General features: G+C 43.3%; 14 protein-coding genes and 2 pseudogenes. 9 read left to right on the top strand and 7 right to left on the bottom strand.

All coding sequences use genetic code 11. The features are described 5' to 3' along the window. Nucleotides 1–163: 163 nt before the first annotated feature. Nucleotides 164–295 (bottom strand): hypothetical protein, encoded by a 132-nt coding sequence (locus F6K38_RS27490; RefSeq protein WP_287253327.1) that lies wholly within the window; start codon nucleotides 293–295, stop codon nucleotides 164–166. 795 nt (nucleotides 296–1090) lie between these two features. On the opposite strand from F6K38_RS27490, the gene F6K38_RS27485 reads away from it, so the two are divergent. The 3 genes from F6K38_RS27485 (at nucleotide 1091) to F6K38_RS27475 (ending at nucleotide 2617) form a co-directional block, all read left to right on the top strand. Beyond that, nucleotides 1091–1408: a hypothetical protein gene (locus F6K38_RS27485; RefSeq protein ID WP_287256888.1), complete on the top strand. Its 318-nt coding sequence runs from the start codon at nucleotides 1091–1093 to the stop codon at nucleotides 1406–1408. A 353-nt stretch (nucleotides 1409–1761) separates the two neighbouring features. Further along, nucleotides 1762–1965 carry a hypothetical protein gene (locus F6K38_RS27480; RefSeq protein WP_287358234.1) on the top strand — a complete coding sequence of 68 codons (204 nt, stop codon included), beginning with the start codon at nucleotides 1762–1764 and terminating at the stop codon, nucleotides 1963–1965. Between the two features lie 13 nt (nucleotides 1966–1978). Continuing rightward, nucleotides 1979–2617 (top strand): 2OG-Fe(II) oxygenase family protein, encoded by a 639-nt coding sequence (locus tag F6K38_RS27475; protein WP_287358232.1) that lies wholly within the window; start codon nucleotides 1979–1981, stop codon nucleotides 2615–2617. A 50-nt stretch (nucleotides 2618–2667) separates the two neighbouring features. Here the strand turns inward: F6K38_RS27475 and F6K38_RS27470 are convergent, their stop codons facing one another. Both F6K38_RS27470 and F6K38_RS27465 read right to left on the bottom strand, forming a co-directional pair. Beyond that, on the bottom strand, nucleotides 2668–2799 hold the full coding sequence (locus F6K38_RS27470; RefSeq protein ID WP_287265390.1) for a hypothetical protein: 132 nt from the start codon (nucleotides 2797–2799) through the stop codon (nucleotides 2668–2670). Continuing rightward, nucleotides 2799–3059 carry a type II toxin-antitoxin system Phd/YefM family antitoxin gene (locus tag F6K38_RS27465; RefSeq protein ID WP_287265388.1) on the bottom strand — a complete coding sequence of 87 codons (261 nt, stop codon included), beginning with the start codon at nucleotides 3057–3059 and terminating at the stop codon, nucleotides 2799–2801. Before F6K38_RS27465 ends, F6K38_RS27470 begins: the two co-directional genes overlap by 1 nt. A 121-nt stretch (nucleotides 3060–3180) precedes the next feature. On the opposite strand from F6K38_RS27465, the gene F6K38_RS27460 reads away from it, so the two are divergent. Next, nucleotides 3181–3312, top strand: coding sequence for a hypothetical protein (locus tag F6K38_RS27460; protein ID WP_267872026.1), 132 nt, complete (start codon nucleotides 3181–3183; stop codon nucleotides 3310–3312). A 426-nt stretch (nucleotides 3313–3738) separates the two neighbouring features. On the opposite strand, the gene F6K38_RS27455 is transcribed toward F6K38_RS27460, so the two are convergent. Continuing rightward, a complete protein-coding gene (locus F6K38_RS27455; protein ID WP_287265387.1) occupies nucleotides 3739–3993 on the bottom strand; it encodes a hypothetical protein in 255 nt (84 codons plus the stop codon). A 261-nt stretch (nucleotides 3994–4254) separates the two neighbouring features. On the opposite strand from F6K38_RS27455, the pseudogene F6K38_RS27450 reads away from it, so the two are divergent. Further along, a pseudogene (locus F6K38_RS27450) lies at nucleotides 4255–4527 on the top strand (hypothetical protein); the annotation flags it as partial. A 7-nt stretch (nucleotides 4528–4534) separates the two neighbouring features. Next, a pseudogene (locus F6K38_RS27445) lies at nucleotides 4535–4910 on the top strand (transposase); the annotation flags it as partial. A gap of 724 nt (nucleotides 4911–5634) precedes the next feature. On the opposite strand, the gene F6K38_RS27440 reads toward F6K38_RS27445, so the two are convergent. After that, the gene (locus tag F6K38_RS27440; RefSeq protein ID WP_287358230.1) at nucleotides 5635–5862 is read right to left on the bottom strand and encodes a hypothetical protein; all 228 of its coding nucleotides are present in this window, start codon (nucleotides 5860–5862) and stop codon (nucleotides 5635–5637) included. Between the two features lie 523 nt (nucleotides 5863–6385). Continuing rightward, nucleotides 6386–6562, bottom strand: coding sequence for a hypothetical protein (locus F6K38_RS27435; protein WP_008183803.1), 177 nt, complete (start codon nucleotides 6560–6562; stop codon nucleotides 6386–6388). Here F6K38_RS27435 and F6K38_RS27430 point away from each other — a divergent pair. The 3 genes from F6K38_RS27430 to F6K38_RS27420 are packed head-to-tail and all read left to right on the top strand — an operon-like array spanning nucleotide 6545 to nucleotide 7516. After that, nucleotides 6545–6802 (top strand): hypothetical protein, encoded by a 258-nt coding sequence (locus F6K38_RS27430; protein WP_287358228.1) that lies wholly within the window; start codon nucleotides 6545–6547, stop codon nucleotides 6800–6802. The genes F6K38_RS27435 and F6K38_RS27430 overlap by 18 nt on opposite strands. Nucleotides 6803–6820: 18 nt before the next feature. Next, nucleotides 6821–7219, top strand: a complete 399-nt coding sequence (locus tag F6K38_RS27425; RefSeq protein ID WP_008183801.1) for a hypothetical protein — start codon at nucleotides 6821–6823, stop codon at nucleotides 7217–7219. Nucleotides 7220–7225: 6 nt separating this feature from the next. Next, nucleotides 7226–7516: a hypothetical protein gene (locus F6K38_RS27420; protein WP_287297182.1), complete on the top strand. Its 291-nt coding sequence runs from the start codon at nucleotides 7226–7228 to the stop codon at nucleotides 7514–7516. A 68-nt stretch (nucleotides 7517–7584) separates the two neighbouring features. Here the strand turns inward: F6K38_RS27420 and F6K38_RS27415 are convergent, their stop codons facing one another. Next, nucleotides 7585–9276, bottom strand: coding sequence for an RNA polymerase sigma factor (locus F6K38_RS27415; protein ID WP_287358226.1), 1692 nt, complete (start codon nucleotides 9274–9276; stop codon nucleotides 7585–7587). Nucleotides 9277–11077 lie beyond the last annotated feature (1801 nt).

Raw genomic sequence — 11077 nt, 5'->3', positions numbered from 1 at the left:
AAAATTGATAAATGTCAATAATCATAGCCATAAATTTGGTAATTTAATTTTAAAATATAGCGTTTTAAATACTTATTAGGTACACAGGATTTTTGGCGTTGCTGAATCAAGGAATGAATGCGCGATCATGTGGTTTTGTTAAAGCCCCCGTGGGTCCCCATCTTTAAAAAAGCGAAGCATCCGCTAATTCCCCCCAAGCGAGCAATCCCTCGCTTGGGGGGTTAGGGGGGCGGGGGACTTTGAGAGTTTTGTTCCCCCGCCGGTGCGCTTTCCGTTGGCGAATTAAATTCGCCACGGGTCGCACCGCAAAATTGGGGGGCTAGGGCGTGTTTTCAAAGTTTTCCGCAAGATTATGATCCCCCCCAGCCCCCCTTAAAAAAGGGGGGAGCCATACTCAAAGTCCCCCTTTTTTAAGGGGGACCAACGGGGGATCTCCGAGGCAAGAAAACACGCCCTAGGGGGGCGAAACCATACCCAGAATCAGCAACGCCGGATTTTTTCCCTGTTCCCTATTCCCTATTCCCTGTTCCCTAAAATCAAAAAATTGTGTACCTCAGCGAATTCAAAACCGCTATAGTGTTAAATTTGTCCACTTAACGTTACATTGCAACATGGGTGAAGTACCCCAGCCTGCTTCGCTGAGGCTGGGGCTTCCAATCTCAACTCAAATCAGGGACGGTCTTATTCGTCAAATGGGCTTCCCGCTTCATCCGCCGATGCCTCAACCAGCAAGCTAGCGTTGGTCTTACTCAGCGTCCACAGGCAGACATCCGCCTTCCGCAGATGTATAGTTTTTCGACAGACTCACCTTGGAATTACGGCTCTATGGCCAACCAGCCGGGGCTTGTCTCTTCCCTGAGCTCTGCTAGTACTTTTACACCTTTAAGGTAGCCTTTTAGTCAGTCAGGCGGGTCATCGACCAACTTTATTATAACACGATTCGCAACAAGTCCTCGTCTCGCTATCCATCCCAGAGACGAAACCTTAGGATAGTGGAGCCTTAATCAAAAAGTTTTAACCCTTTTACCCATAATCGACTAACCATAAAGGCGACCCTATCCTTACGGTAACTTCAACACCTTTAAAGAAGGTGGGGAATTCCGCGAGTTTTGTTAAAATCTACGAACTGGATTCTCCCAGTGATGATCAATCGTTAGAGTATGTGACCAATTTTGGTCACGAAAAAACTAAAGACATCAAGGGGGGGACGAAATTGATCCATGACATACGAGACTTCCCAATTATACGAGAAGGACCTCCTCCAATCGAGGACTGGATCATTGTGCGGGAAGGACCACCGCCACCCCACGACTGTATCATTCTGCGGGAAGGACCACCACCACCGCCATTTCTCGAAGACCTCTACAGTCCTCCAAAACCTGGTTTTCATCCAGGTCATGTTATATAACTAGGACTGGTGAAGTAATATCATCTCCGGTTGAATACTTATACTCTAGCCCAATCGAAGGCAGAAGGCAGAAGGCAGAAGGCAGAAGTCAAGGAGTAAGGTTTCATCGGAGAAGGTTTTTGATTAATAATTATCCGGGCATGAAGTAAATTTTGGATTTTAGGCAATAGGCAACAGCCCAGTAGGGTGCGTTATTTAAGGCATCCTACTGGTAATTAAATATATAGCAATTCTCTTTCCCATGAGGTACAAATGGATCCCCCTAAATCCCCCTTAAAAAGGGGGACTTTGAAGTTGATACGTGTACCTCATACATGCAATAAACGCTATAGCGTTTTTTCTAGCTATTAGGTGTGCTTTCCGCATTAATAATTAAATTTGCCAACGGAAAGCACCTGAGGTACACAGGATTTTTTACCTATTACCTATTACCTATTACCTATTACCTATTACCTATTACCTATTACCTATTACCTATTACCTATTACCTATTACCTATTACCTATTACCTATTACCTATTACCTATTACCTATTACCTACTCCCTTTATTATTTAATTAATTAACGATAATGAATAATTCTCCAGAAGCTCCCCGTAAAATTACTAATCAAGCGCCAGTTTTATTTATTCCTAATGTCTTAGATAGAGAGTTTTGTCAAACCCTAATTAATGTTTGGGAAACTGAAGGCAATCAAGAGTCCTATTCAATGATTGAGCATAAGGGAGAATTGACTCCCATTGAGGACGATGATTATAAAAGACGGAGAGACCATTTTCTTCAAGAAGGGGAAACCCATCAACGTTTAAGATATTTCATCCGTCAACAGGTTCGCCCTGCAATCAAGAAAGCTTTTCATTTTGAAATTACTCGATTTGAGAGTTTTCGGATTGGTTGCTATGATGCTAATACTGGGGGATATTTTCGACCCCATCGGGATGATGCTACGGAAGGAACTGCCTACCGTCGCTTTGCTATGACTATTAATTTGAATGTGGAAAACTATGAAGGGGGCTATTTAAGATTTCCAGAATACGGATTAGATTTATATCAGCCGGAAACAGGCAGTGCTTTGATTTTTTCCTGTTCCCTGCTTCACGAGGTTACAGATGTTATTAAAGGACGACGGTTTGCTCTGCTGTCATTTTTCCATGGTGAACATGAGGCACAGTTGGTTGAGGAGTACAATCGGCGTGTGATGGTTAGTTAGCGAGCATTATACAGCGGTTTGCAATTGGGTGAGGTGCAAATTATTGGGTTTTAGGGAACAGGGAACAGGGAACAGGGAACAGGGAACAGGAAAAAAATCCTGTCTACCTTATAGTTATGAAAAACGCTGAGAACTGTTCGCGTAGCGTGCGCGTAGCGCTTAAGCTGAATGCTTACAACCATTAATCAATGTCTCCCAAGACTTCATCGAGGGAGTAGGTTTCATGATTGGTTATTTGTTCAAGGGATATTTGTAGACTTTCCCTCATTCCAGGGATGGAAAGTAATTCTAATGTTTCTTGTAAGCTTTCATAGTTTTTTCGAGAGATTAAAACAGCAGAGCCATTAGAAACCTCTATTTCATAAACTTTGTTTTCTTCTGTGACTGATTCAACTAGGTTAATTAACTCTTTTTGGGTAGCAGTAACCGTCAGCTTTTCCATTTTATTGATTACCTCTTTTTGTTATTATAGCAGTTTTGAATTCGGTAGATAAGGAATGTATTCGTCTGATCATATTTAGGAATCCCGTAAGCATTCATCCGTCAGAAATGGAACGGGCAAGATGCCCATTCCACCAACATCCCCATTCCACCAACATCCCCATTCCACCAACATCCCCATTCCACCAACATCCCCATTCCACGACAATATGCAACGCCTAATCACCTTGGCCAATAGGCCACGCGATCGCTAAAAGCGGGACGCGCGTCCATCGCGTTCAACCTAATAACCTACCCTTCTCGAACACCAAAAGCGAACAACCTCATAACCTTGGCCAATAGGCCACGCTACGCGAACAACCTTCTAACTAACCTTGGCCAATAGGCCACGCTACGCGAACAACCTTCTAACCTTCAACCTTCAACCTTCAACCTTCTAACCTTCAACCTTCTAACTAACCTTCTAACCTTCAACCTTCTAACCTTCAACCTTAAACCTTCTAACCTTAAACTCCCCAAAAAAAATAGCCGCAGAAATACCTTCCACGGCTAGGAAATTTTACTATGCCTGAACTTCGTACACTAACCCAGAAATAATCCGATCCAATTGACCAAAGGCCACCCTAGGCGAACAGACTTAATTCTTGGGCTAGGGGGGAAACCCCCCCTACTAAGTTAGTCTAATCTAGAATTATGTACTTCGTCATAGTGGTGATGAATTCGCCAGGAATTCCCGTCGGCTGAAGGGGGCTCCAGTCGGAAATTTGGGCATAACGCAGTGCAGAAAGGGTATACATGGTGTTGCTTATTGCCCGGCGGGAGCCCTTAAGAATGTGCTGAACGGGGTATTTTTTTGGAGAAGGTTCCTGAGGAGTATTACTAGGAGTGATTTCCTCAGGATTGTTTTCTTGATTCGGGCGAAAGTTGTCAGGCATAGTTCAAAAGTGGTTTTGAAATTAATAATATAATCATAACGATTATATTATTAATTGTCAAGGGTTTTTATCAAGGGGTGACAACAAGGCTATAAAACAGTCTGGATAATGGATAGAGCATTAAGTCCTCACTTAAAATAGAGACGTTTGTGAGGTTTTTCTCAAGGGGTGACAAGGGAGCTATAAAGTAGAGAAAATAATGCTTTAAGCCAATCCTTATCTATAAAAATAGGGAGGTATGAGACCTCCCCAAAATCAATAATGTTCCCTGGCCTTTCGGCCACGCTACGCGAACAATTCTACCAAACCGTCTTCGAGACTCATCTGAATACTTGCCAATATTTAACTCTACAATTGTTAATCTTGCTCCTGCAAGACCATCGAAATGTTAGCTTATCGAGATTGGCAAAACTCTTTCCACAGCCAATAAAATATGAAAGCAGAGTACGCAATATTCAAAGGTTTTTGAATTTGCTTAAGTTAAGCGCAAAACTGTTGTGGTTTCTTACAATCAAGCAAATAATAAAACAAGAAGTTCACAACTATCAAAGGATTTATTCGGCCAAAATTAGTACCAAAACTTTGGGATAATGCCTGTGTTGTTATGGATAATGCCAAAATCCATTTGGGAGAAATGGTAAGAGAAGTGATTGAAGAAGCTGGAGCTAAACTAGTTTATTTACCCCCCTACTCTCCCGAATTTTCGCGGTGCGACCCCGCGCTTTTTCAAAGCTAAGCGTGAACGCGCACCAAGAGAACCGATATAAAATTTTTGATCAAAAGTTAAAAGTACTTTAAAAAAAATCGGAGCAAGAACCTATAAAGATTTAATTGATGGGATTACCTCCGCAATGCTGAAGGTGACTCAAGAAAATATTCATAACTGGTTAACTCATTGTTGTTACTGTACCTCATGAGTCCTAGAAACGCTATATCCTGACAAGTCTCCAGAAGAGTCAACTGACTTTATAATTGTCTTGATGCAGTCGCTTTATGGGAATCGTTGGGGTATTGAAACAATGTTCAAACATTACAAAACTGGATAATATAATCTGACAAAATACGATAGTTAATAAGCCGCGTTTTATGGCTATTATTTCGCTCATTACTCTCGCTTATAACCTAGCCAGTTTCCAGGGAAAATATTTCCCAAAAAAAAATGAGAGTTAATGAGTATATTTGTCGCCCGAATGAAAAGAAACGTTCTGTTAAAATACACAGTTATTTTTGGATAGGATTATATGGGTCTCTATGGGTTGAATCGATCCATGGAACTTTGGTCAGACCTCGCTACTGATCTGATGAATCTCAAACCTCATAAACACCTCAATTTTATCAAAGGCATAAAAGCTCTATCCCTTATACAGTCTATTATACAGTCTATCTTTCTTGTAGCTGTATTTTCACCCCTTAAGGGTACTTCCAAGGAATGGGAGCCCCTTAAGGAGTATGGGTTAGGAGTGGAGTGTTACAGCGGTTTTCAAGATAGTTTACTACAGGTCATTGTTGAGCCGAATAGCAAGTCAATACAATTTTGTATTCCATCAACTTGAAAAGCGCTATAAGGCTTGAGTTAGTCTCTGATAACAAAACAGTTAATGCGCTTTTTTCCACTCCAATCGCTACATGGGTAGCACTTAATCAGAAATCACACGGATGACATTCGGCATAATCCCACCATGATACAACACCGGGTTGAGCAAAGCAGGCTTCAATAGGATGATCAGCCTCAAGAACTGGTATGCCGGAACAATTTGGAGTGCTGAATCCCAGATAATTCCCTGCCATGGCCGATCCCGATGTAAAAAGCATCATGGTAAACAGACATGCGATGGCTGTGACAACTGTCTTTTTCACTAAATTTAACATTGGATTTGTCCTCTGTTTCGTGTTGTTTATTTTTGCTCAATTACCTGAGTGATTCTAACTCCCAGAGAAAGCTTTGACCACATTGGACTCAAGCTTTATCCCTTGTCATCTTCGTCACTCTCATCTACCAGACGTTTTCCTTGTTGATTTTCTGAATTTTTTACCCGCATTCCCGTTTTTTTTACGTATACCCCATCCAAGTCAATCCCTTTCCCTCGTCTGCCTGCCTCCTCTTACGGAAGTTCTCGCTTTCCATTTTTAGCCCGTCAAAGTCAGGTCGGGATGAGATTATTCGGAAAACCTGCTTTCCTGTAGCTATTCGGGAAAGAGCGATCGCCCTGGCTGCCTGACACAAGTGGCTCAAAGCTTGCAATGACGTTGTTTGCTAGAATTGGGGCAGAGTGATAGGCAAGCGCAAGAGTCACTACACAACTAGCTCAACAGCAAGCATGTCTTACTCTACCCAACTTTATAATCAGCTATTTAACTTTTTGCGTCAATACAGCCGCTACCGCGTACTGCGTCATATCAAAGCTAATGCTTGGATGGTGTTCGCGTAGCGTGGCCTTTTGGCCAGCGCCTTAATCTGTAGTGGATAGTTTTGCCAACCGGCCACCGGAGCCTTATGTCCCGAGTCGTGCCAAATTTGCCCAAAGTGTTGAACGCGCCTTGGCAGCGCTTTTTGAGCAATACTCGCCATTTGTGTGAAGTCGCGCTTATTTTCCCCGCTTTTTTACTCGCCTTAAAAGATTGGCAGTCTCACCGTCTAGATCTTGCCCTCGATACCACAGTCAATTGGAATCGCTACTGTATGATTCATCTATCGGTGGTCTGTTGTGGTCGCGCCGTACCATTCCTATGGCGGGTACTGGAACACAACAGCGCGGCAGTAGCCTTCGATACATATCGACCCAAGTTACGTCGAAGCCAGTGGCTATGAAGTCAACATCCTGATGTGATGTTGAAAGCCCATCGGGGCAAAGCAAACCACGATCTGATTAGTTGGTTACAAGCTAGCAATTGGCACTACTGCCTACGATTGCCCTGTGATGTACTGCTTCATGGCCCCCATCGCTATCCCGTTGAAGTCAGCTATCTCTGGCCACCATTAGGAGAAGCTGTCTTTTATCGTAATGTTGGTCTATGGCTTGATGGAGTACATCGTTGTAATCTTGTATTAGCCAAGGTCAAAGGGGTCAAGGAGCCCTGGGCCGTTATTACCGATCAGCCTCCCACCTTACTTTCTTTGTGGCAATACGGTTTGCGTTTTAGGGTAGAGGAACTATTTATAGAATCGCAAATCCGGAGCCAAAGAAGCTCGAAGACTCTCGCATTCGCTCAGCTGTTGCACGCTTAGCGGCTTATGCCCGTGGCTGCCGTGGCCTTGCTTTACGCCACCACCGCCCGTGGCATGGCTGTTCTTCTTGTTGGCTTACGGCGACAGGTAGATCCCCATTGGTTTCGAGGCCTCAGCTATCTCAAAATTGGTCTGCGTTGGCTCAAGGGCGTAGTCAATAAAGGTCGGCTACTTTTAACGCCAGTACCATTGTTGCCTCTTGATCCACAACCATGCTTTGCTAGCCATCAAGCCAAGTCTGATTACTACGACCAGATCTGGTTTTCGCGCATCCGGTCATTACAGTGTAGAACCTGATCAGCCTAGTTTTCACACAGATGTGTCAGGCAGTCAGGCGATCGCCCCCTTAATTTTCATTCAATCTCTCATCCCGTGTCAAACTCATAGGACTTACGAAGTTGAGTTGGTTTTGCCCCCCTAAACACCCAATTTTGGAGAATAATGATGTCAAAGTTACCCATAATTTGGTTATTTAGGGGGCTTTGCGTAAGTCCTGACTCAGCAACAAAACAGACTGTATTGACAATAGCGTCAGCTTTCCACAAATCCTGTTCTGTCTTTTCTAGATGGGTAAGCTCTTGATAAAAACCCCTTATCAACCTAGAGCGCCCTCGTTCCAGTAACGAAGCGATCGCCCCTCCCTTTTCTGTCCATATATCATCCCTTGTAGAATCCTGCAAGGAAACAGGAGCCATCCTCGAATTTGGGACTATCCACTTTTGCCCCATAGCAATTTCAGGATGGGTAAGCTCTCGATAAAAATGCAAACTAAACCTATTGCGCAATTGCTTGGATAACGAAGCGATCGCCCCTCCCCTTTCCGCCCAAGTTTCATCCAACATCGAACTGGGCAAGGCAACAGCCTCTCTTGAGCATAGGGGTAGCTCGTCACTAACATTAATCAAATTAGAAATATTCTCGTCAACCAGTTCCCTTGGCCCGACTGCACCATCGACACGCTCTGGTTTTTCTGCCACTACCACCTCGGCGCACTCTATTTCTGCCGAATCCGTCGCCGTCTCTAACCCTTTCTTTTCTTCAGCCGACCTTTCCTTCTGCTTTTCTCCATATTCGCCTGGGGTAGGCGATTTCTTCGGCTGCACTGAGGCTTCCGCCCAATCTTCTGATTTCTTGCCCGACTTTTGGATACCCGCTTCCGAGCTTGCCGTGCTGGGCACAGCCACTTCCGACTCAATGAAATAGGCGCTCAACATCTGTTTGAGCTTTTTGCGAGCTATTGAGATGCGCTTACATACGCTGTCATAGGATATCCCTTGCCGCTCGGCAATTTCTGTATGGGTAAGCTCTTCATAAAAATGCAAAATAAACGTTTCCCGCATCCTTTCGGGTAAAGAAGCGATCACTCTTCGTATCTCTATAGATCTCTCCTCCCTTTCCAGAAAGGTCTCTGGCGACTCCACCGCAGACGACGTACTCATTTCCTCCGTATTCCCCACCCATTCGATGCTTTCTACAGCCGCAGGGCCCCGAGAACGTTCTCGGATAATATCGATGCATACGTTGTAAGTCAGCTTCCGCAACCAAGCCTTGAAGTTAGCAATTTTCCCCGCAAACTTTTTCACCTTTTCAACAGCTTTCAGCATAGCCCGGCTCAGGGCATCCTCCGCATCCGTTGGGTTGAAATTCATCAACTGCAGACAGCACCGATAAAGAGCCTCTTGATGTTGGCTCCATTGCTGCCAAAACTCCTCAACAATTCCCCCTCTTTCCAATTTCTTAGGGTTTTTCCGGTTCCCTCTATCGGGCGAGCTGACCCTATTCCGAGTAGCGGCGATTGGCATTCCTTGACTTCCTGCCCCCATATCAATAGGAATAGCTAGAGCAAACCCCAAACCAAAAGGCCCGTTTCCCGAACCAGAACTATACTGAACACTCAACTGCGGTTCAAAACCCCGGCAAGGAGTTGTCGGAATCGGAATCGACAGCCCTGCTGTTCCTGTAAATTCGTTAGCCTGAAACGTTTCTCCAATGCCCTGAATCGCTCCGCCGCCTTTGGGTAAAGATAGTTGGGTTGTGGTTATTTTGCTATTTTCCATAACACCCTTGATGACCGAATTGATGACCAAAATAATGATTGGGAACTATTCCCAATCAGCTCCCAATCAGCGAACTGAGCTGATAGCCCCTCAAGTAGCGTGGGCGTAGCGCATAAGCTGATGGCTGATAGCTGATATCTGAGGGCTGATAGCTGATGGCTAATAGCTGATGGCTAATAGCTGATGGCTGATGGCTAATAGCTTACCCTGAGCAACCCTCAACAAGACAGTATTAAAAATGACTTGACAAGCAAAAAAAGCCTGTTTTAAAAGTTTTAGGCCAGTCAATATATCATTCTATTTATCCTAGCCCCAACTCTTTTTTTGTTGCCATTTAGTGAGGATACCATCGGGCACCATCTTCCCAGCACTCCCTGTTGATAGCAGCTATAAAATTGCGTTGAGTACTTCCGCTCGGTGTAACTCCTCAAGTCTGTTTGGGAGCATGTCACTTATGCAGAACATTTGTACTAAATCTCTAGCCCCCTCATGGGTTTAAGCTTGCTCTGATGGTACATAGTTCATTTGTTCTGCAACGCAAGACCTATTCCCACGGCAACTGATTCTTTAGTACGCGCTAGACATGCAAGGGTATGGTTTTTTTCATCTGTTTCACAACTCGTAATTGTATTCGAGAAAGGAAAGTTTGCTTCCTTTGATATAAAGATTAACTCTAATTAAAAGTATTTGTCAACTCATAAACCTCATATAAAACCTCATATCAAACCTCATATAAAACCTCATATCAAACCTCATAAACCTCATATCAAACCTCATATCAAACCTCATAAACCTCATATCAAACCTCATATCAAACCTCATAAACCTCATATCAAACCTCATATCAAACCTCATAAACCTCATAAACCTCATATCAAACCTCATATCAAACCTCATAAACCTCATATAAAACCTCATAAACAGGGTAAACGCCTCTAATTGTGTATCAAAAGTTACAGTTAAAAAGTAAACAATAGTATCAAAAATCTCTAATCACCCGGTTGATTCTCAATAAGCCCAAAACATTGCTCAATTATTGGCCGTGTTATCCAAGGTCGATTTGAGAGTACTCTAAATTCTGGTTGCGTACGCAAATCCGACTTTGATTTTTGTTCAAAGTCAGGGGAAAATTCGTTGACTTTGAACAAAAAAACTTCTTTAGGATGGGATTTATTCGAATTTCAAAAAAAAATTGAGTTAATGGTAAGCATTCAGCTAATGGGCTACGCGCATTAGCTGTTCGCGCAGCGTGCGCGTAGCCCATTAGCTGACGGCTGAATGCTTACAGTTAATAAGATTTTTGTCTGTTACCATTTATACCAAATTAGATGGGTTTACCCTGACCTCATAAACCTCATATCAAACCTCATAAACCTCATAAACCTCATATCAAACCTCATATCAAACCTCATAAACCTCATATAAAACCTCATAAACAGGGTAAATGCCTCTAATTGTGTATCAAAATTTACAGTTAAAAAGTAAACAATAGTATCAAAAATCTCTAATCACCCGGTTGATTCTCAATAAGCCCAAAACATTGCTCAATTATTGGCCGTGTTATCCAAGGTCGATTTGAGAGTACTCTAAATTCTGGTTGCGTACGCAAATCCGACTTTGATTTTTGTTCAAAGTCAGGGGAAAATTCGTTGACTTTGAACAAAAAAACTTCTTTAGGATGGGATTTATTCGAATTTCAAAAAAAAATTGAGTTAATGGTAAGCATTCAGCTAATGGGCTACGCGCATTAGCTGTTCGCGCAGCGTGCGCGTAGCCCATTAGCTGACGGCTGAATGCTTAC

The organism is Moorena sp. SIO3B2 (assembly GCF_010692525.1).
GTDB classification, from domain to species: domain Bacteria; phylum Cyanobacteriota; class Cyanobacteriia; order Cyanobacteriales; family Coleofasciculaceae; genus Moorena; species Moorena producens.
The sequence above is the reverse complement of the archived record's forward strand: the minus strand, read 5'-3'. Positions and strand labels throughout refer to the sequence as shown.

Bases quoted from the DNA above. Each gene is read 5' to 3' on its own strand.
- F6K38_RS27475 (WP_287358232.1), top strand. From the start codon at position 1,979: ATGAATAATTCTCCAGAAGCTCCCCGTAAAATTACTAATCAAGCGCCA.
- F6K38_RS27425 (WP_008183801.1), top strand. From the start codon at position 6,821: ATGTTGAAAGCCCATCGGGGCAAAGCAAACCACGATCTGATTAGTTGG.
- F6K38_RS27465 (WP_287265388.1), bottom strand. From the start codon at position 3,059: ATGGAAAAGCTGACGGTTACTGCTACCCAAAAAGAGTTAATTAACCTA.
- F6K38_RS27460 (WP_267872026.1), top strand. From the start codon at position 3,181: ATGCCCATTCCACCAACATCCCCATTCCACCAACATCCCCATTCCACC.
- F6K38_RS27415 (WP_287358226.1), bottom strand. From the start codon at position 9,276: ATGGAAAATAGCAAAATAACCACAACCCAACTATCTTTACCCAAAGGC.
- F6K38_RS27470 (WP_287265390.1), bottom strand. From the start codon at position 2,799: ATGGTTGTAAGCATTCAGCTTAAGCGCTACGCGCACGCTACGCGAACA.
- F6K38_RS27435 (WP_008183803.1), bottom strand. From the start codon at position 6,562: ATGGCGAGTATTGCTCAAAAAGCGCTGCCAAGGCGCGTTCAACACTTT.
- F6K38_RS27420 (WP_287297182.1), top strand. From the start codon at position 7,226: ATGCCCGTGGCTGCCGTGGCCTTGCTTTACGCCACCACCGCCCGTGGC.
- F6K38_RS27440 (WP_287358230.1), bottom strand. From the start codon at position 5,862: ATGTTAAATTTAGTGAAAAAGACAGTTGTCACAGCCATCGCATGTCTG.
- F6K38_RS27455 (WP_287265387.1), bottom strand. From the start codon at position 3,993: ATGCCTGACAACTTTCGCCCGAATCAAGAAAACAATCCTGAGGAAATC.